Below are 19,934 nucleotides of genomic sequence, written 5' to 3'. Positions count from 1 at the left end.
ATAATAAATGTTTAACAACCCTTTAGCTGAAGCTCGTTGGTTACGTTTTAAAGCAAACAAGCGTGGTTTTATCTCCCTTTGGATATTTACCATCTTGTTCGGATTGAGCCTGTTCGCGGAAATCATTGCCAACGATAAACCATTATTGGTTTCGTATGATAATCAGTGGTTTGTGCCCGTCATCAATGAATACGCCGAGACGGAATTTGCTGGTGAGTTTGAAACCGAAGCCGACTACAAAGACCCGTATGTTATCGAACTCATTGAAGACAGTGGTTATATCGTGTGGCCAATCATTCCCTTTAGCTACGACACGATAAATTTCGATATTTCAGGCGCTGTGCCTTCGGAACCTGATTCAGTCAACTGGCTAGGAACCGATGATAAAGGGCGAGATGTATTAGCTCGCATCATTTATGGGTTCCGTATCTCCGTTTTGTTTGGTTTTATTCTGACGATTGTGTCGAGCGTGATAGGTGTGGTTGTCGGTGCAACACAAGGGTACTACGGTGGTTGGGTGGACTTGTTCGGGCAGCGCTTCATTGAAGTCTGGTCTGGCATGCCGACTCTATTCTTGCTGATTATCCTTTCCAGTTTTATTGAACCTAACTTCTGGTGGTTGCTCGGAATTATGGTGCTCTTCAGTTGGATGAGTTTGGTGGGTATTGTTCGAGCCGAGTTCTTACGCTGTCGAAACTTTGATTATGTAAGAGCCGCGCAAGCCATGGGTGTTGATGATAAACGCATTATGCTTCGTCACATGTTACCTAACGCGATGGTTGCATCGTTAACTATGATGCCGTTTATCCTTTCTGGCTCGGTGACCACATTAACCTCATTAGATTTCTTGGGCTTTGGTCTTCCAGCGGGTTCGCCTTCGTTAGGTGAGCTATTAGCGCAAGGTAAAGCGAACTTACAAGCGCCTTGGCTTGGTATCTCTGCTTTCGTCGTGCTTTCACTGATGCTTACGTTACTTGTCTTCGTTGGTGAAGCGGTACGTGATGCCTTCGACCCACATCAACAGAAGTAAGGATAGGTTATGACTTCAAATACAACGCCTGCTTCTCCAGTTTTGACCATAGATAAACTGTCTGTAGGTTTCGGGCGAAAAAACTCGATAGAACAAGTGACGCAAGATGTCTCTTTAGAAATATACAAAGGTGAAACGCTCGCGCTGGTAGGCGAGAGTGGTTCCGGTAAATCGGTCACGGCTAATTCGATTTTAAAGCTGTTACCAAAAGGTTCATCTTATTACTTAAACGGTAAGATCAATTTCTCTGGCACCGATATTCTGAGTTGTTCTGAAAGACAGTTGCGCGGGATTCGTGGCGGGCGCATCGGCATGATCTTCCAAGAACCCATGGTTTCGCTTAATCCACTTCATCGAGTCGGTAAGCAGTTGGTTGAAACTCTTTCTATTCACCGAGGTATGCGAACCAATAAAGCGCAAGCCTTGGCGATAGAGTGGCTTTCAAAGGTGGGTATCCGCTACCCAGAGCAAAAGATTTCAGCTTACCCGCATGAGTTATCCGGTGGTGAGCGTCAGCGTGTAATGATAGCGATGGCACTGATCAATGAGCCAGAGCTGCTTATTGCTGATGAGCCCACAACAGCATTGGATGTATCGGTACAAGCACAGATCCTCGACCTGCTGAAAGACCTGCAACAAGAGTTGGGTATGGCGATGCTCTTTATCACTCATGACTTGAGTATTGTTCGAAAAATTGCCGATAGAGTAGCGGTAATGAAAGATGGTCGTTTAGTTGAAAGTAACGATTGCCAAACATTGTTCAACGCACCAACTCACCCTTACACTCAAAAACTTATTAACTCTGATCCTAAAGGCTTACCTGTTCCTGTATCACCAGATAGCAAGCCTCTACTCAATGTTGACCAACTTCGTGTTTGGTTCCCGATCACGGGCGGCTTGTTCAAGCGTACGATTTCACACGTCAAAGCCGTTACCGATATGGAGTTTACCTTGAAAAAGGGGCACTCAATCGGTCTAGTAGGTGAGAGTGGTTCTGGTAAATCGACAACTGGCATGGCGATACTGAAGCTGGTGGATAGCGAAGGGTCGATTACCTACGCGAATGAACAAATTCAAGGTTTAAATCGACAACAAATGTTGCCGTTTCGAAGCCGTATGCAAGTTGTATTTCAAGATCCGTTTTCTGCGCTGAACCCAAGGATGTCAGTCGCTCAGGTGATTGGTGAGGGCTTGTTAGTGCATCAACAATTGGATGAGCATGAACTCGACCAACGCATCTGTGAAGTAATGAAAGAGGTCGACCTCGATCCTGAGACTCGCCATCGTTATCCGAACGAGTTTTCTGGCGGTCAAAGGCAACGTATTGCTATTGCTCGTGCTTTGATTCTTAAGCCAGAGTTTATCTTGTTAGATGAACCTACGTCCTCACTAGATAGAACCGTTCAAGCTCAAGTTCTGGATTTGCTGAAGTCACTTCAAGAAAAGTACGGTCTGACCTATCTATTCATCAGCCATGATTTGAATGTCGTGAAATCACTGTGTCATTACACCATCGTAATGAAAGCCGGTGAGGTGATTGAGAAGGGGAATACAGAGACTTTGTTTGGTAATCCGCAACATGACTACACTAAACAGTTGGTGTCTTTATCTGAGGTTGGAGCGCATTAATCGATGAGTTTCGATTCAATATGAAAATCAAAAAAAGAGCCTGATCATTGATGATCAGGCTCTTTTTATTTAAAGCGTATTAGTACTTGCGTGGTACTAGAAAACGATATTCGTTCTTAGGCCAAACAACGCGACTTTACTTTGAGTGCTGACTGCGGGTGTTACGTATTGCGCATCTGCGGTAAAGGTTAACCATGGCGTCGCTTGGAACGCGTAGTAGATCTCAAAACCTTGCTCGTCTTTTAATTCTGCTCCGAGTGGCAAATCGCTAATGCTGTTTTGTAACGCATTAGACAAGTTGTAGTAATAGTAGCCCGCGCCCCATTGATCTTGTGGTCTGTCGAAGAAGAAAGCGTTGCCTCCAAATCCGCCAACAAACGTTCCATCTATGATATTTGGATTACCGTCTGCCGCTGCTGCTCTTAGATAGACTGCGATAGTATCGTTATTGCTCTCGTAGATATTGTGTGTTGCTTGAGCTCGAATGTTGTACTTATATTTTGCGGTTTCACCCAAAGACGAGTAATCCACTCCTTCTTCAGTGCTGTATGTACCAGATATACCAAACGTAGAACTTCTACCGAACAGTTTGAATGAGTGAGTTGCACCTAATGAAAAGTTTACACCATCATCAAACCAATCGTTGAAGCCAAGGTTTTCATCGTACCTGTCTCTTGGATCGTAAATCATCGCGGTGATGCGAGTATCACCTATGGTGTGGTTCATGATGCCACCAATAAAGGATGGGGGAGTCACACCGCTAGGTGGCGCAGCAAAAGCAAGGTTCATGAACCCGTGACGAGTTGCACCACCGTAAAATGGCGCATTTCGTAGTAGCTCAAACGCGTCTATCTTGCCAGCTAGGAGGTTGGTGTTGTCATCAAACTTGTGTGTGTAATACAAGGATGAGAAGAAAGGGCTGCTGCTGTCTGAGTAATGGGCTGAATTAGGTACTGACAGACTGGAGAAGCCAAAGTCGTTCGCATCGCCGTTTAGATAGATCAACTGCGTGCGAAAGGTGCCGTTATTCCATAGGCCAGCATTTTCAGTATCAAGCGCTGCAAACAGATCAAAACGGTGCGTGAATTCATTTGAATTTGATGGTGAGCCAGAAACCGCCGATTGGTAAACGTTGGTGTATTCAGCATCGAGAGAGAGTCCGCTGTCTTTAATACGACTGCGTTCACCTCCCCAATCACCAGTTAATGTATCTGAATATGGCTGGCTTGCATTAGCTAAAGACGATAAAAATAATGGAGCTAAAAAAAAGGGTAATGATAAATATTTCATAATTAAATCTTATTGTTAGAACGTAATCTGGCTAGGCGCATTGAGATAGATAAGCAGGACTGTTCAGCATGTTGGCCGCTCGTGAATGGCGTTGATGTTTAAACAGTGCACTCAAAGCATCAAACGCTTCGGAAATGGACAGGTAACCTTGCTGGTAAGCGAAAGACACCGAACTCGCTTTACCGTCGTTGAGGTCGTGTCTTGAGATCGCAATGCCATGGTTTTGCGCGAGTAAGAACAATGCATCAGCGTTAAGAGGCTGAGGGTCCGCGTTCTGCTGGTGACGCAACTTGTTGACGAGTGAGTGAATACGCTCGATACATTGGCTAAGTCGGTGATAGCGAGAGGTGTTGACCGTTGTCGCAATATGCTGGCAAACCTTTACCAATGCCTCCATTTGATCTGTTTTCGCTGAAGACGAAACCATCTTTTCAATAACTGCATTTAGATCGGCAAGATATTGCGTTCTAAGCTGGGGTAATACCGTCACTTCATCATCCTTAATGTATCCGCGTAGCTCCTTGCCAAGTGACTCTAGATAACCCATATCCAATTCCCAAATGGTAGACATAGTATTGACCTGAGTTGTAATTGACCGGGTCATGTTATCTATTTTGGTGATGATAAAACTAATTTTGAAGTTTTTATGTTTTAATTAACCTATTGTATTTATTGGTTTTTCATTGAATTTCATCTGTTTAATAGACGTTTCAATACCGGTGTCATTAAAGGAGAACAAAAGAGAATATTGGTGGATGGAGAATGGTGCAGTTACGGTGGTAAACAGCGTAATTAAATCAGATTTTTGTTGCTCTCATCAGGAGAGGTGAGATGATACGAAAAGAGGTTAGCCAGTTAAAATGAAGAGGTGTGTACTCAAGAGCACATAGAGAGAAGGTGACCAATGAGCTACGTCTTTTGACGAGTTATCTGTGATGCAAAAGTCTTTGGCTCTGCAAGGATTTAATAAGGTGTCACTGTTGATGAGGAGTTGCGGGGAGCTTTATCTCTATCTGCCAAGTGCCAAGTGCCAAGCATGACGAACACACTTGTTCACGGTATGGGCTCAATTCGCTAGAGCCAACAGTATGGAAGCAGCGCTCGTTGAATTATGTTGTGGTTAATAGATTGCGGCACCAAACGGCAAACGTTCTCGATGATCTGCTAAGTGTCGGTACATTTGGTTGTGATGTGGGAATCTGTGAGATAGGGGATTGAAGGTGTGAGAGCGTGTCGAATTGAGTTAGAGAACTTTGTATAGAGCCATTTTTATATCGGGGATTCTTTATAGCGGAATCAGTAAACATGTACCATAAAAAGAAAAAGTGATAGTGGACGCTGAGGTCACACTATCACTTTTAGAGAACAATGAAGCTTAAGCTATTGAGATGCTCTCGCTCAGCTTAGAGCGATGTTCATCGTTATTACGCCTACGTTATTGCTGTTGAATCGCCGTAAGAGCATGTTGGAAGTACAAGCTTGTCGCACACACATCGTGGTCATGATCATGGTGGTGGTGACCGCGTCCATGATGGCTATTGAGTATGTTCACCACTTTCATATTTTGCTCAGTCATAGCTAAACCAGAGTTACTGTTTTTCACCGGAGCAGGGATACCTTGGTAAATCGTTGCTTCAACTTTTATCTTGTTGATGTCCTCTGGTTTCACTGTGTATGGGTTGTCGTCGAGTACGGTAAAGTTAGCCGTCTTGCCGATATCAATGGTGCCGATATCATTCTCCATACGAGCGGTGTATGCGGCATCAATAGTGATAGCACGCATAGCTTCATCTACCGTGACACGCTCTTCTGGACCCATAACCGTTTCACCAGATAGTCCGATTCTATTTACCGCTGCCCAAACTAGACCTAATGGTTGTGCCGGAGCCATTGGAGAATCTGAATGTAACGATAGAATACCGCCAGCATCGATGAATGAACGCCCACGAGCCATTACCTCTGCTCGCTCTTTTCCGATGCCTTCCTCAGAATACAACTCTGCTAAGATGTGTGTATAGTAAGGGTTCACACTGAAGTTAGCCCCGACTTCAACCGCTCTAGGAATGTCGTTTTTATCTGTAATTCCAAGGTGGTGGAATCCAGTTCGGTGATCGGCTCGACTTTTTTCTTTGTTGAGTTTTTCAACGATGTTCAACGCAGTTTCGAAACCTAAGTCACCATTAGCGTGAATGATGATGGTGTAGTCGTCCTCCCAATAAGGGCGCATGCTGGCCTCAAGATCCTCTGGTTCTTGTAACCACTCGCCAGAATGACCATCGGTGTACCCATCTTTGAGTTGCATTAACTGACTGTACATTGCGCCGTCAGAGAACAGCTTAACGAATTTTGGCAGCCACTTAATCTGCTCACCTTGATAAGACGGGTGTTGAGTCAAACCTTCGGCAATCGCTTTACCTTTGGCAGGGTCGTTTTCCGCCATCATGTAGGTAAAGTTACCGGCTGGCATTAACCAGTAATCCATTGGGAAGTTGCCGTCTTCAAGGATGTCGACTACTTGTTCGAACATCTCTGGTGTTGCAACGACACCTGGATCAATGGCGGTAGTGATACCACCAGAGTGGATGTAATCTTTGGTTCGCTCCATCCCCGTTGCAAAAATGCCGCTATTTACCCAGAAGCTCATTACATCATTGAGAATGAGTTTGCCGCCAGCTTCATAAGCATGGCCTCGTTCCCAGTCCAACTGAGTATACGCATGGCCTTCGCCAGTCCAGTCTTCTTCAGACCAACCTAGCATTTCCATCGCTGCATCGTTGAAGAACAATTCGTGGAAGCTGCGGTGCCAAATGATAATTGGTCGGTCTTCAGAAATGTTATTCAGCAACTCGCGGCTCATTTCATTGCCGTGGAAGTAATGATGGTAGCCCCAGCTTACCAATGGTTCGCCTTCAGCCAGTTCACTTTCTAACTCTGTTAAACTGGCTAAGTAGTTATCATGGCCGATTACGCCTTCAACGTTACCCCACGGTAAGTCCCAATCAGCAGGAGTAATAAAGTCTGTGCCGATCAATAACGCCATCAGCCAAAGGTGAACGTGAGGTTCAACAAAGCCCGGTGTAAGAACGCGATCTTCAAATGATTTATCAATCGTAAAACCATCTTTAGATTGGTACTTAGTGGTGAGTGTTTTTTGATCGCCAAGGTCGAGGATTTTACCGTCTTGGACTGCGATAGCGTCTACGTTGCTATGATCGTGATCTGAAAGGGTAATGATGTCGTTCGATACGTAAAGCGTTATAGGGCTAGTAGAGGTTTCGGCGAAAGCAGGTGTGGCGACTAGGCCAGCAATAACCGTTGAGAGAAGTAGCTTTTTCATAATGAATCCTATTGCTCTCAATTAACGGCCTTGTTCTATGAGAGGGTTAAGTCGACCATCGCGCTTTGGAAAATCAATCTTCCTGTGAGCGCGTAGAAAGTCAGTTCTTTCTTTGTATTCACGGATAAGTGATAAGGAAAGAGAGGCGGTAAACCCATAATTAGCAATGCGTAACTTCTGTTCAATTAAGTGTGTATAGCTAACTTCTGGGCTTACTGCCAATACATAGAGAAGCGAATTTTATCGTTCAAATACAGAGTGAAAACTCTCTTCGCCTCACATTTGTTGCTAATTTAGCAGTGTTATTACGTTTCTAATAACGCATAATGATGGGTAAATCCAAACATTAATAAATCTAAGGTGGTGGGAATGTTTTCTTACGAACACTTAAACTCATTCTGTGCGACGTATGACGAACAGAGCTATAGCAAGGCCGCGAGAGTTCTTGGTAAAGATAGAACGACCATTCGAGAACAAGTGAAAGCGTTAGAAGACAGTTATCGAACCATTTTATTTACGATTGAAGGCAAAAAGGCGATACCAACTAGCTTTGCACGCTCTATTTATAAGCAGTCAAAATTGCTGGTGCAAAACAGTGAGCGATTACATCTAAGAATGATGAATGCTCATCACCAAGAGCTGACCCGTTTGGATTTTTATCACGACACTCTGATGCCCAACGATTTGGTTGTGGAGATAGAACAGCATGTTTTGAAGGCACACCCTGATATGGTGCTCAATTGGTTGCATCGAAATCGAGACGAAATCTTGGTTGATGTGACACAAGCGTATAACAAAGTTGCGATCATGCAGCACCGAATGGAAAACATGTCGGAATACCCAATCAGCGCCATCAAACTTGGTGACGGTGATATTGCTGCTTACGCACGGGTTGATAGTCCTCTGTTCAAAATCAGTGAGATTCGACTTGAAGATCTGCAATTAGAAACGCAGTACATCAGTGAAAACCAAAGTAAAACCATGCCAGAGTGGTTGGGTGTATCACCGTATTTTCGCACGGTAAGTAATAACGATATGTTACTGGAGTTAGTGAAAGTGAATGGGTGGGCGTTACTTCCAAAAAGCTTAGCGACCGAAGCGGTGAATGAAAAAAAGCTCCGCCGAATAGAGTTTAATGAATTGCTTACACACAGCGCAAAGTTTGGGCTCTCGTTTTTCTATCCAACGAGCTTTGAAAATACCAATGTATATAAAGGTTTGGTTGAAGTACTGAAGGGCTACGCAACTAAGAATTTGTAGAACCACCCTTTAATATCGTTTTGAAAGGTAATTAATATAAGTTGAGAGTTCGGTAGATGCACTCAAGTTGAAGCGGAGTGTTGATTATGAATAGACAAAGGCCAAGTGGCCTTTGTCCGTTTAGCTTTGTTTAGTTTGCTGATTGAATTATTGTTTCAGTCACGTCTCCAATCAAACCCGGCTGGATTAACTGGAAGTTGATCGCTTTTCCAGATTCTTGGATATCTCGCATATTATATTGAAGTTGAGTGTAGTCATCTCCCCATTGGTAGCGAAGTAACGCTTCACCTGATTGTAGGTGATAGTTCACCGCATACTCTGTCGCGTAACCTGCCATTACACCATCAATTGATACATTTGGCGCATCATGTGGGATTTTGTAGGTTACGGAATCGAGTTTTACCATGCCATTAATTACACTGGTTGGCTCTGCGAGGTGTCCAGTGTAGTAAGTTGCGTGGATGAATCTGTCTTCTGGGTTTGCGTTGCCACCAGTACCAAGGTTAGTCTGTGAAAATTGTTGTTCTTGTGGGCCCCAGCCACGCTTAGAGCGTTCTACGTTTGCCAAGTGCTGGTCGTAGTCCGGTTGATTCGTCATTACTGTGTATTCAGGTCCGTGCCAAATTCGTGGCCCCTCGGATCTGAACTCAATGATCGCTGAATCACCGGTTGTGTCTTGAAGACTGATGTGTAGTGCAATTCTGATTGGTACACCAGGTACGAATTCTGTTGCAGCCTGTGTTTTTTCGATAAATCTAACCGCTTCTTCTACCGTGCTAAATTGGGAGAGTACATGCTTGAGGTAGGTAAGTGTGCCTAGATCATCAGCTTTCGTTGATTCTTCGGTATCCATACCACGATCGTATAGCACGTTGCCGCTGAGCCCAGCACTATTCATACCATCCGTTATTTGACCGTATGTCGTTAACCCAGTGACATCGTATTTTGAGGTAACTTGGTTATTGTTATCGAGGTGCGTTAGATACGTTGTTTCCTTCGGAATGTTGATGAGATGAACATTGGTTTGTTCTGACCAATCTAAGGTTCTAGTGACGAATGTACCGTTGTCCTTAGTATCCCAAAGTATGCGTGTACAAGCTTCAGCGGCGGTAACAACACCCATTGTAAAAGTAGCAACTATAGCGGTAGATAAAATCTTTTTGTTCATGATGAATGCCTTTGTAGTTTCGGAATACAATTATCATTACATTGGTTTCCCCCCTTAAAAATTACAATGTGCGGGTTTTAATCCATCATTAAGTGTGGGCTTATATTCTTGTTCCCTATAAAACGCTAATAGCTTCGGCAAAATGTGCTTTTGTAATAGCCTTAATCGTCGGTAGGGGCTCTCTATCATTCATAGATACTGGATAATAAAGTGTTAGACCAAAGTTAAAATGATTAGCGAGCTCTTTGATCTCAATCTGCAGCAGTTCACCTCGCTGAAGTTGAGGATCCGCAAGCTCTTTGCTCATTATTGCCCAACCATCGTGTTTGACTAACTCGAGTAACAAATCGTTGTTACTTACTAAGTGATAGTGCGGTGAAATCAAATATAGGTCAGGGAGTGTATTGAAGTGGTTTTCACTTACATATTGCTTCTCTAACCTTAGGTCTTCAATAGAAAGGTTATTGAGATGAGGAAGCTTGCTTCGTTTGCCCGCGTAGATACCTAACTGACCATATCCTAAGGAAAAGAACTCCACATTTTGGCTGAATCGCTGAATGTTTTTGTGCTGCATCAACGCAATACTATTGGTTTGCTTCTCAATAGAATCAAATGCTTCTTCTCGGTTTCGATGTAACCAGTGTACACGCAGTTCTGGACTTTGCTTATGCAATGCATGTTCGACTTTGATCGCTAAATTTAGTGGCAATGAAATATCGTGATAGATGTTGAGCGTGAGCATTTCATCCATATAGATGTTTTCTAAGGATGTACTGAGTTTTTCGGTGTTACTCAGGACAACTTTAGATCTCTGATATATATGCTCTGCTGCGGTGGTTGGTGTCGCTTTTTTTCCTACTATTTCAAACAGGGTTACGCCGTACAAGTCTTCAACCGCTTTTACTTGGTCTCGTATGGTGGTTCGGTCTTTACCTAGTTGTTTGGCTGCGCCACTGTATGAAGACGCTTCGTATGTAGTACAAAATGCTAGCAAGTGTTCGTAGGAAAACATATGTAAACCTCTGCGGGATAGATAGTTAATGTTCTTATGAAAGAAATCATCCCGCATATTTGGTGCTTATGCTAATTTTTATCCTTTGTCGTGCGCTGAAAATGTGATCAGCACAACGACTTTGTTGCTAGATTGAGTTTAATGAAGATCGAGTAGGTTGGGATCTTCTATTTTGTTCTGTCTAACTAGCCCCAAGTAGGGTAATTCGGTAATAATTTCATTTGGTGACAATGAAATGATTTTTCTTGGTGTCGAAAACATCGTCATAATCATATCTTGTGAAAAAGCTTTGAACTTGTCTTGATTTATTTTTTTAGAGGTACTCTCTAAGCGAATCGAATCGGCCACTACATTAAATTGAATATGATTATTTTCGAATCGTTGCCAATGGGTGTCGAATTTTATGGTGACTTCGGCCACAGAGCCTGTCTGGCTGAAAAAGTTAAAATGCATCGCGTGATAAGACTTGTCTGGTGTCATCCAAACTTCCGACTCAGTCTCGACTACGCGTATATCCCATAACTGAGTAAGGTAACCAAATCGACTTGGGTAGCCTCTGTGTTTATATGACCAATATTGGTTCAGAAATACCGATTCAGGGCTGTACTGAGTAATGTAAATATCTTTAATAATGTAAGACGCCAGCGCGACAATAATAAAAACACCGGTCACTATTTTAGTGGTGATAGATGACATACAAGCACCTCCTTATTGTGATCTCGCCAATATAATCGAGGAAGTGCAGGGGCAGAGTTTTTGCGATGAAAAGGCAAAGTGTCAAACAGTGCACTTTGCTGAGCTTCGATGAGCAAGGACTGACAAATCTGAACGTCGTGCTCGCTAGGGCTCTGAGCTTTTTGGTGTATTAACATCGGGATAGGCGGTGCTATTGTCGGCTCAGTTGTAAGCCGACTGAATGCACTATTGTTGTACAAGTCGGCTAAGTTCCAGGCGATAAATAGAACACATGTGAACCTAATAAGGCTATGAATAAAAAAGGTTTTGTTATGTTGAACCCAGTTTGTTGATTTTGACCATAACGAAGCGTGGCGAGTAATCAGTGATTGGGACTCTGCTTCAGTGAGCGCTTGAGTTTCTCCGATATAGGCGTAGCCCTTCATCACTTGAGTTTGGATGAATTTTGGTTGTTCGCTCGAATCTCCCAGTTGTGCACGCAAGTTTTTCACAGCCGTAGCGACACTCGATTTAGCACGTGTACTTTCCCAGATAGCCTCAAGAATAAACGCTGATGTGAGGTCAGAACCTGCATGTTCAATGAAAAGTGACAGCAATTTCCATTCATTGGAACGCAGTTGTGTCTCTTGCAAAGACGTCAGGTTTAACAGCTTTCCGCTTTGACTGTTAAAAAGCAGATTTTGATTTAATAGGTAGAAACTCATCGTGGCTCGCTCAAGGTTAAGTCTAAATCTTACTTAAGGTGGATCGTATCGTCAGTAACTTTTGATCCCACTTGCGACGACGAGCAAGCTCAAGTGGACTCTCTTGTTTAACCAATATGCGATCAGCGTGCGCTATTTTATTGGTCAGCCAAAGGCTTTGATAGTGCAAAATATTTCTCGCTATCGTATCAGCGGTTACTGACTTAGTTTTTGATTTCAACTGTTCAATGGCTTGATTTATGTTGTCGAGTTTGGCTTTTAATCGAGCTATTTGGTCTTGAGGTGAGCGTGTTGGGCGTCCTCTCTTTACGGCTTTATCTATTGTCGAGCTACTTTCAATGTGGCTACTTTGGTTAGATTTCAATCGTGAAAAATCGATGGTGTGTTCATCAAGTTGGTGCTCTTGGCATAGTATCTGGTCTTCTAATACTAGGCTTTGATTGACGAGTTTTTGCAGTTCACTCATCGGTTTTCTACCGGCTTTTGTTTGGGTTGTTGCTTTATTGTTTTTTTCGAGCGTGTTGGCGGACAGTGTTTCAATACTTAGTGCCGGTTGGTTGTGTGTATGACACGTGTGTCTGTATTCGAGGTACGTATCTTGAAGCACTTGCTCTTGTCGCATTAATAGTACAGGCAAGGGGAGTGCTGGCCTACCCGCGCTGCTTTGTGATTGCCTTGGTAGCAGTGAATCAATTTTGTTGTCAATAATATGCAGCATCAGTAACCGAATGACCTTTCGTTGATGCTTGATGCGCTCAAACACAAACGAAGTGTCGTCACTCCAGAAATTATTGAGAATCTTTGAATCATTTAATAACGTTCCGCTACTCTCTCTGATGCCCGATTTGAAATTTTCTATAACGGTATAGAACCAATCATTTTGCTGAAAAACAGTCGCCTTAACTAATGTACTTTCAATCCAAGTGCTCACTGTTTGCGAGATTCCCTTTTGTGAGAAAGCTTTCTCATGGAGCCAAAGCTGATCCGCGAAATCACACACAAGTATTGAACTTGGCTGTGACGGAAGCGACCTAATCCGAAGTTGGTACAGGCTAATAAGCTGCTGCACATTGCCTAATACCTTCTTATTAACGCTTTGCCATTGCTGGAACGGATCAGAATGACGTTGCGCAGATAGCATTAGGTTATCAATGCTGCTCCAAATCTTATACTCCTCAGAGGCGCTGATGATGTCGGCGTTAATGAGAGCCAACTGTTCTGCGTTGTGTTCTGGGTAGTGTTGACGAAGCTGAGCTTGGTAACGGAGGTTAAGACTCACGTAATCTTGATAGTCTCTTACGACGTGTTTACCTAGTTTCACAATTGGAGACAGAGTAGGGCGACCTCGTTGATGAGTATTCATCATACTGACTCTAATGCGGAGAATGGTTTTGCCAGAGGTAGCACTTTGACGGCATTCCAGTGAGGCTTACCTTTTATTTCCTCAAGCTCCATATAGACTCGTTGACCTTCCTCTAAGTTAATTTCACCATCAAATTCAATGACACTGATGTGAATGAGTACATCAATATCACCGTGATCAGGTTTAGCAAAACCAAACCCGTTTTCTAGGTGAAACCAAGTGATGTAGCCACGAGTGCAAATCAAATCGGACATTTACGAGATTAACTCAGTGAATAGGTAATGAGGTGATTCTATCAGTGGGTGCTATGACAAAGTTTGATTTAAATCTATTTAATAAGTAATTAATTAAATCCAAATTCTATGTGGAATCCGACACAAAACCCTCGGTATTTGCCAGTAAATCATGACTTAGAACAAGTTTGATTCCGACGGCGCTACAGCTCAACTCCCTAAATCGCAAAACTTGACTCAAAAGGGCGCAAGTCCATTCATCCATTTGATGTGTTGGTGGGTCATTCCATGAAAAAACAAACTTCAATGCTTCCAAGTACGGTTGCCGTTAATCGCAGAACACCGAGATCTTCTATGAAAGTCTCGGCGTTAGCTGTGCTGGTGGTTGGAGCATTAACGAGCTACGGAGCATTGGCTGAAAGTGTCAGCTTAAGTGAGCTGTATCAGCAATCTCTCGACAATAACCCAGCGTTAAAAAGTGCAGCATTAGCCATTGATAGTGCGACTTATGGCGCAGACAAAGTAGGTGCCGCGTATTTACCTCAGGTTGATGCAAACCTTGCGTATGGTGTGCTTCGTAACAGTTACACCACACTCAACGAGATAGACACCAACGCAGCGCAAGCGTCTGTTTCTGTTGGGCAAAATATTTATAACGCAAAACTGAACGCGGCAAATGAGTTAAGCAATCAACAGGTTGAACTCAGCCAAGTCTCACACCAAGTCGCGCTAGAGAGCCTCGCTTTGCAAGTCGTAGTGGGCTATTTCAATGCTCTTAAAGTGCAAGAGTCGTTAAAGCAAACCAAAGCGACACAAGAAGCGTTCGAAGAGCAGCTTAAGCAAACCGAGCGCCAATTTTCTTTAGGGATGATTCCTGAAAATGACGTGATTGATGCGCGTGCTCAGTTCGATTTGGTTTCTGCATCGGTGATTGTGGTTGAAAACGAAGTTGAGAAGTCTCTTGATGCGCTTTATGAGTTGTCGGGAAGAGAGTTTACCTCGGTTCACCCATTAAATGCTGACCGCTACTCAGCAAATATTCCCACTCCAGAAAACGCACTGACTTGGCAGGAAAAGGCGCAGCAATTTAACCCAGAAATGCAAATTCAAAAGCAACTGGTTGAAATCAGTAAGCAACAGATTGAGTTGGCACAGGCTGGTCACCAACCAAGTTTAGGGTTGGTGGCGGAATACCGCTACACCTTTGCTTCAGATAGCCGAAGAACCGACATGGGGCAGCCGAGCGATGAATTTCAAAGCCTAGATAATAACTCTACCGTATTTGCAGGCGTTGCAATGACCTTGCCTGTCTACCGAGGCGGGGCAACCAACAACGAAGTACAACAAGCCAAAGTTCAATACCAACAGGCCCTTCAGCTTCAAGAGCAATCTTGGAGAAGCGTGACACGCCAAATCCGCGGTGCAGAAAAAGACCTCAACGCCCTTATTAGTGCCCAGCAAGCTTATGCCAACGCTGTTCATTCTGCTGAACGCTCACTTGTAGCAACCCAACAAGGCTTTGAAATTGGCAACAGAACGATTGTCGATGTGCTGAACGGAGCTCGTCAGCTTTATGCGGCGAAGCAAGACCTGACTGAAGCGCAAATTGATTTCATTTTGGTGTCACTACAGCTCAAGTTCTTGGGTGGTGAGCTTCTACCTGAAGACATCAGTGCGATTAACGCTGGTTTGAAACGGTAGTCGAAAAAGCCGGTTAAAAGCGCTCGCTCTAAATCATGGCGTCAACGCCGAATAGAAAATAGATCAAATGTGATGGCACCTGAGATTGAACCATTAGGTTGAATCAAGGATGCAGTCACTCAATGTATCGACGTATTTGTAGAGAACACACGATGAAAAAAACAATAACGTTATTAACCGCAAGTATCTTACTTGCAGGCTGTGGTGGTAATTCACAACCTACGGAGCAAACTGCTGCTCCAGTGCCTAGTACACCGGTAACGGTGGTGCTTGCAGAGGAAATGGCACATTCGCCAATCCAATATCATGTAGGACGAATGGAGGCGGTTGAATCTGCTCAATTGACGCCAAGAACCAGTGGTTTCTTGTTAAACAAACTCTTTGATGATGGTGCCTTGGTCGAAGCGGGAGCTGTGCTTTTTGAAATTGATCCGACCTCGTACCAAGCGGCATTTGATGCAGCAAAAGCAACCTTATCTGAAGCGCAATCGGCACTGAGTTTGACTCAGCTAAACCATGAAAGAACCACTCAGATGTTGAAGTCGGGCGGTATTTCACAGTCGCAGCTCGATTTGAGTATTGCGGAGCTAGAGATGGCGAGATCTCGAGTGGTATCTGCGCGAGCAAACGTAAGAGTTCAGCAAGACAACTTAGATCAAACCCAAGTTAAAGCACCGTATTCAGGGCAGTTAGGAAAAAGTAACTTCTCTATCGGCGACATGGTAGGACCTAACTTTGGCCCATTAATTGACCTGATAAAGATGGATCCGATTGATGCGACTTTCTCGATTAAAGAAAGCGAACTGAGTCAATATCAGCTTCAAGGTAAGCAAGCGACATCAGTATTGCTTGAGCGTGATGGTCAATTGACGGATTACCAAGGCAACATCGCTTTTGTTGATAACAAAGTGAATGCAGCCAGCGGTACGGTGATGATTTCTGCCTCTTTTGATAACAGCGAAGCGGGTCTGCTGCCGAATCAATTTGTTCGTGTTGGGCTAACGAGTGCAGAGCCGTTAAGCGGCGTGCAAATTCCTCATAAAGCGATCCATCAAGATCAGCTCACTCAATATGTACTTACCATCGAAGAAGGCAACGCGGTGCGTCGTGATGTCGTTGTAGGTGATCGAATTGGACAAGATGTTTTCGTCGCAAATGGCTTGGATGCCGGTGAACCAGTGATTGTTGGCGGACTTCAACGCATTCGTCCTGGTGCCCCTGTTTCAGTTGCGGAGTAATAGATTATGCTCAGTAAATTTTTTATCGACCGACCGAAATTTGCATTTGTTATCTCGATCTTCCTGACCTTGATTGGTTTGATTGCAATTAAAACCATGCCGATTTCAGAGTATCCAAGTGTGACGCCTCCACAAGTTCGTGTCGTAGCGTTCATGCCGGGTGCCAGTGCTGAAACCGTAAAAGAGGTGATTGGTAATCCAATCGAAGAGGAAGTGAACGGGGTTGATGGCATGGTTTACATGCAGTCGCGTTCAACGAACGATGGCCGTTACTTCTTAAACATTACCTTTGATAACAGTGTTGACGCCGATATGGCGATGGTTAACGTATCTAACCGCGTTGCCGTTGCTGAAAACATGCTGCCGTTTGAAGTTCGTGCCCGTGGTGTGCGTATTCGTAAAGCCGCGCCGGATGATTTGCTCGCGATTGCTTTCTACTCTGAAGATCAATCGATGTCAGAACTAGAACTTAACAGTTGGGTTGAATCAAACTTCATGGAACGTATCGCTCGTATCCCTGGCTTGGCGAGCAGTGACTTGATTGGTGCGACCTATGGCATGCGAGTGTGGCTCGATATGGATCGTATGGCGTCACTGGGTGTGACGACATTTGATGTGAAGAACGCGATTCGTGAACAAAATGCAGTCGTGCCAGCAGGGCGAATTGGGCAAGGTCCAAGTCGTGAAAATGCCGCATTGCAGTTTAACTTGATCACACAAGGTCGACTATCGAGTGCAGAAGAGTTTGAACAAATTATTGTAAAAACGTTAGCAGACGGCAATCAAATCTATCTGAAAGATGTATCAAACGTTGAGATTGGCAGTCAATTCTATGATGCCTACGCAACCTACAATGGCGGAGATGCCGCTTTAGTTGCAATGCAGGCCAACCCAGATGCCAACGCTTTGGAAACAGGCGCTGCGGTTAAATCGGTATTGAAAGACATTGAAAGCATCATGCCTGCCGGTATGACTTACGCGATCCCATACGACACCACCTTATCGGTTGAAGCGTCTATTCGCAGTATCGTTGAAACCTTAATTGTTGCTGTCGGGCTTGTGATTGCGGTGACTTACCTGTTCTTAGGTAATGTCAGAACAACACTTGCACCTGTGGTTGCGATTCCTGTGTCTTTGATTGGTACTTTTGCTTTCATGCAAATGGGTGGCTTTAGTATCAATACCGTTACCTTATTTGGCTTGATTCTGGCGATTGGTATCGTGGTGGACAATGCAATCTTGGTGGTTGAGAACGTAGAGCGCATTCTTAACGAAAATCAGACCATTAATGCCAAAGAAGCAACTAATCGAGCGATGAAAGAAGTCACCGGCCCGATTGTCGCGTCGACATTGGTCATGCTCGCGGTGTTTATTCCTGTGGCATTGCTTCCCGGTATCACGGGGCTGATGTTTGCTCAGTTCTCTATCACCATCTGTATCGCTTTGGTGCTATCCGCTATCAATGCACTTACTTTGTCACCTGCACTATGTGCAATGGTTATGAAGCGCAATCCCAAGCCTGCTAAGTGGTTTGTGGCATTTAATGCAATGTTCGACAAAGTGACGACGGCTTACGGCAAAGCGGTATCTTTATTGGTGCGCAAATCAGCAGTACTTCTGGTGGCGTTCGCAGTGGCTATTGCTGCCATGGTAGCGATGAATGACAAGCTACCGACGGCATTTGTTCCAGCCGAAGACAAAGGCGTATTAGCGCTCGCGATGTTCTTGCCTGATAACGCGTCGAAAGAGCGTACTCATGACTTGATTCGTCAAGCTGAAGCGGTATTAAACCAAGACCCAGCAATTGAAGATTTCGCAGGTGCGATTGGCTTCAATGCTCTGACTGGTGGTGTTGCCGCTAACTCAGCGACCATGTTTGTCAATTTGAAAGACTGGGATGAGCGTCTTGCAATGGATGGCGACCATACACAAGCTGCGGTTGCCCAGCGCATCAACATGCAATTGTATGGCATTGATAAGTCGATGAGCATCGCTATGGGCCTACCACCTATTCCAGGTATTGGTATCGGTGATGCACTTGAGTTTATGGTGCAAGACACGTCTGGACGCACTGCTCAAGAACTCGCGCAAGTGACTTACGCGATGATGGCAGCGGCCAATCAAGCGCCAGAAATCACCAATGCGATGACGACTTATCGTGCCAATGTTCCACATTACAACGTTGAAATTGATCGTGAGAAAGCACGTCAGTTAGGTGTACCACTCAGTGCAATTAATGATGCGATGGCGACACATCTAGCGTCTTCATACGTGAATGACTTTGCACTAAACGGAAGAAGCTACCGAGTTTTTGTTCAAGCTAAAGGGGAACAACGAAATGATCTATCTGATGTGTTACGCATACATGTCCCGTCGGCGCTTGGCGAGCAAGTTCCGCTGTCTGCTATCGCAACGATTGAACCGACATTAGAGCCTGACCTAGTCACAAGCTACAACATGTTACCAGCGGCACGTTTGCAGTTAAATCCAGCTCCAGGTTACTCATCTGGTGAAGCGATTGATGCAATGGAGCGTATTGCCGAGGAAGTTTTAACTCAGGGTTACACCTATGAGTGGACCAACATGGCTTATCAAGAGAAGTTGGCGGGGAACACGGCTCAAATCGCATTGGTTTTAGCTCTGGTCTTTATCTACTTGTTCCTTGTTGCTCAGTACGAATCGTGGGCTCTGCCAGCTGCGATCATTATTGTGGCTCCAACCGCTGCTGTGGGTACTTTCGCGGCGCTATTAGCGGGTGGGCAAGCCTTGTCTATCTACGGGCAAATTGGCTTGATTCTATTGATTTCCCTTGCAGCCAAGAACGCGATTTTGATGGTCGAGTTCTCAAAGCTGAAGCGTGAAACTCAAGGTTTAAGTATCGAAGAGGCAGCGATCCAAGGCGGCAAGATGCGTTTTAGAGCCGTAAACATGACGTCATGGTCATTCATTCTTGGCATCTTGCCTTTGGTGTTTGCCAATGGTGCTGGGGCTATCTCTCAGAACACCACTGGACTGGCGCTACTGGGTGGCATGTTGATGGTGCTGGTGGTCGGTTCGATGATGACTCCGGGCTTCTATGCCATTTTCCAAACGCTTCGTGAAAAGCTGAAAACGAAACAACAGTAACCCATAGCCTCAATAAAGTGACGGCAAAGGTGTGTTGTTGCTTTATTGATGGTTTTTACCCTCGTTATGAATTTTAAAGATTGTTTTTATCGTCTGATAATTGAGTGAGGCAGGGAGTACTTCTCTGCCCCGTTTTTGAATATGAGC

At 44.4% G+C, this 19,934-nt stretch carries 15 protein-coding genes; 6 read left to right on the top strand and 9 right to left on the bottom strand.

Features of this window, described 5'->3' with window-relative positions; translation table 11 throughout:
- The first annotated feature begins 7 nt into the window (after positions 1–7).
- Together L4C44_RS04315 and yejF are read left to right on the top strand one after the other, a co-directional pair.
- Entirely contained in the window at positions 8–1,030 is a 1,023-nt protein-coding gene (locus L4C44_RS04315) for an ABC transporter permease (RefSeq protein ID WP_428804454.1), read from the top strand.
- 9 nt (positions 1,031–1,039) lie between these two features.
- Positions 1,040–2,659 carry a microcin C ABC transporter ATP-binding protein YejF gene (gene yejF / locus L4C44_RS04310; RefSeq protein ID WP_428804453.1) on the top strand — a complete coding sequence of 540 codons (1,620 nt, stop codon included), beginning with the start codon at positions 1,040–1,042 and terminating at the stop codon, positions 2,657–2,659.
- Positions 2,660–2,755: 96 nt separating this feature from the next.
- Here the strand turns inward: yejF and L4C44_RS04305 are convergent, their stop codons facing one another.
- From L4C44_RS04305 to L4C44_RS04295, 3 genes are all read right to left on the bottom strand, one after another.
- Complete coding sequence (locus L4C44_RS04305) at positions 2,756–3,949, bottom strand: carbohydrate porin (protein WP_428804452.1); 1,194 nt, start codon at positions 3,947–3,949, stop codon at positions 2,756–2,758.
- Between the two features lie 31 nt (positions 3,950–3,980).
- Positions 3,981–4,520 (bottom strand): hypothetical protein, encoded by a 540-nt coding sequence (locus tag L4C44_RS04300; RefSeq protein WP_428804451.1) that lies wholly within the window; start codon positions 4,518–4,520, stop codon positions 3,981–3,983.
- Positions 4,521–5,384: 864 nt separating this feature from the next.
- On the bottom strand, positions 5,385–7,286 hold the full coding sequence (locus L4C44_RS04295; protein ID WP_428804450.1) for an amidohydrolase: 1,902 nt from the start codon (positions 7,284–7,286) through the stop codon (positions 5,385–5,387).
- Positions 7,287–7,655: 369 nt separating this feature from the next.
- Between L4C44_RS04295 and L4C44_RS04290 the strand changes: the two genes are divergently transcribed.
- The gene (locus L4C44_RS04290) at positions 7,656–8,546 is read left to right on the top strand and encodes a LysR family transcriptional regulator (RefSeq protein ID WP_428804449.1); all 891 of its coding nucleotides are present in this window, start codon (positions 7,656–7,658) and stop codon (positions 8,544–8,546) included.
- Positions 8,547–8,676: 130 nt separating this feature from the next.
- Here the strand turns inward: L4C44_RS04290 and L4C44_RS04285 are convergent, their stop codons facing one another.
- From L4C44_RS04285 to L4C44_RS04260, 6 genes are all read right to left on the bottom strand, one after another.
- On the bottom strand, positions 8,677–9,714 hold the full coding sequence (locus L4C44_RS04285; protein WP_428804448.1) for a linear amide C-N hydrolase: 1,038 nt from the start codon (positions 9,712–9,714) through the stop codon (positions 8,677–8,679).
- 115 nt (positions 9,715–9,829) lie between these two features.
- Entirely contained in the window at positions 9,830–10,726 is an 897-nt protein-coding gene (locus L4C44_RS04280) for a LysR family transcriptional regulator (RefSeq protein ID WP_428804447.1), read from the bottom strand.
- A 138-nt stretch (positions 10,727–10,864) separates the two neighbouring features.
- On the bottom strand, positions 10,865–11,422 hold the full coding sequence (locus L4C44_RS04275; RefSeq protein ID WP_428804446.1) for a hypothetical protein: 558 nt from the start codon (positions 11,420–11,422) through the stop codon (positions 10,865–10,867).
- Positions 11,398–12,126 (bottom strand): winged helix-turn-helix domain-containing protein, encoded by a 729-nt coding sequence (locus tag L4C44_RS04270; RefSeq protein ID WP_428804445.1) that lies wholly within the window; start codon positions 12,124–12,126, stop codon positions 11,398–11,400. The genes L4C44_RS04275 and L4C44_RS04270 overlap by 25 nt, the downstream gene beginning before the upstream one ends.
- 22 nt (positions 12,127–12,148) lie before the next feature.
- Complete coding sequence (locus L4C44_RS04265; protein ID WP_428804444.1) at positions 12,149–13,492, bottom strand: hypothetical protein; 1,344 nt, start codon at positions 13,490–13,492, stop codon at positions 12,149–12,151.
- Positions 13,489–13,743: a cold shock domain-containing protein gene (locus tag L4C44_RS04260; RefSeq protein WP_428804443.1), complete on the bottom strand. Its 255-nt coding sequence runs from the start codon at positions 13,741–13,743 to the stop codon at positions 13,489–13,491. Before L4C44_RS04260 ends, L4C44_RS04265 begins: the two co-directional genes overlap by 4 nt.
- A 267-nt stretch (positions 13,744–14,010) precedes the next feature.
- Here L4C44_RS04260 and L4C44_RS04255 point away from each other — a divergent pair, with 267 nt between their 5' ends.
- From L4C44_RS04255 to L4C44_RS04245, 3 genes are all read left to right on the top strand, one after another.
- The gene (locus L4C44_RS04255; RefSeq protein WP_428804442.1) at positions 14,011–15,423 is read left to right on the top strand and encodes a TolC family outer membrane protein; all 1,413 of its coding nucleotides are present in this window, start codon (positions 14,011–14,013) and stop codon (positions 15,421–15,423) included.
- A 152-nt stretch (positions 15,424–15,575) separates the two neighbouring features.
- Positions 15,576–16,661, top strand: coding sequence for an efflux RND transporter periplasmic adaptor subunit (locus tag L4C44_RS04250; RefSeq protein WP_428804441.1), 1,086 nt, complete (start codon positions 15,576–15,578; stop codon positions 16,659–16,661).
- A 6-nt stretch (positions 16,662–16,667) separates the two neighbouring features.
- Positions 16,668–19,787 carry an efflux RND transporter permease subunit gene (locus L4C44_RS04245; RefSeq protein WP_428804440.1) on the top strand — a complete coding sequence of 1,040 codons (3,120 nt, stop codon included), beginning with the start codon at positions 16,668–16,670 and terminating at the stop codon, positions 19,785–19,787.
- The last annotated feature ends 147 nt before the right edge of the window (positions 19,788–19,934 follow it).

It is taken from the genome of Vibrio satsumensis, assembly GCF_050337435.1.
GTDB classification, from domain to species: domain Bacteria; phylum Pseudomonadota; class Gammaproteobacteria; order Enterobacterales; family Vibrionaceae; genus Vibrio; species Vibrio satsumensis.
This window is presented reverse-complemented; position numbering and strand designations above follow the sequence as displayed.

Bases quoted from the DNA above. Each gene is read 5' to 3' on its own strand.
- L4C44_RS04270 (WP_428804445.1), bottom strand. From the start codon at position 12,126: ATGAGTTTCTACCTATTAAATCAAAATCTGCTTTTTAACAGTCAAAGC.
- L4C44_RS04305 (WP_428804452.1), bottom strand. From the start codon at position 3,949: ATGAAATATTTATCATTACCCTTTTTTTTAGCTCCATTATTTTTATCG.
- L4C44_RS04315 (WP_428804454.1), top strand. From the start codon at position 8: ATGTTTAACAACCCTTTAGCTGAAGCTCGTTGGTTACGTTTTAAAGCA.
- yejF (WP_428804453.1), top strand. From the start codon at position 1,040: ATGACTTCAAATACAACGCCTGCTTCTCCAGTTTTGACCATAGATAAA.
- L4C44_RS04250 (WP_428804441.1), top strand. From the start codon at position 15,576: ATGAAAAAAACAATAACGTTATTAACCGCAAGTATCTTACTTGCAGGC.
- L4C44_RS04300 (WP_428804451.1), bottom strand. From the start codon at position 4,520: ATGTCTACCATTTGGGAATTGGATATGGGTTATCTAGAGTCACTTGGC.
- L4C44_RS04290 (WP_428804449.1), top strand. From the start codon at position 7,656: ATGTTTTCTTACGAACACTTAAACTCATTCTGTGCGACGTATGACGAA.
- L4C44_RS04265 (WP_428804444.1), bottom strand. From the start codon at position 13,492: ATGATGAATACTCATCAACGAGGTCGCCCTACTCTGTCTCCAATTGTG.
- L4C44_RS04280 (WP_428804447.1), bottom strand. From the start codon at position 10,726: ATGTTTTCCTACGAACACTTGCTAGCATTTTGTACTACATACGAAGCG.
- L4C44_RS04295 (WP_428804450.1), bottom strand. From the start codon at position 7,286: ATGAAAAAGCTACTTCTCTCAACGGTTATTGCTGGCCTAGTCGCCACA.
- L4C44_RS04245 (WP_428804440.1), top strand. From the start codon at position 16,668: ATGCTCAGTAAATTTTTTATCGACCGACCGAAATTTGCATTTGTTATC.
- L4C44_RS04275 (WP_428804446.1), bottom strand. From the start codon at position 11,422: ATGTCATCTATCACCACTAAAATAGTGACCGGTGTTTTTATTATTGTC.
- L4C44_RS04260 (WP_428804443.1), bottom strand. From the start codon at position 13,743: ATGTCCGATTTGATTTGCACTCGTGGCTACATCACTTGGTTTCACCTA.
- L4C44_RS04255 (WP_428804442.1), top strand. From the start codon at position 14,011: ATGAAAAAACAAACTTCAATGCTTCCAAGTACGGTTGCCGTTAATCGC.
- L4C44_RS04285 (WP_428804448.1), bottom strand. From the start codon at position 9,714: ATGAACAAAAAGATTTTATCTACCGCTATAGTTGCTACTTTTACAATG.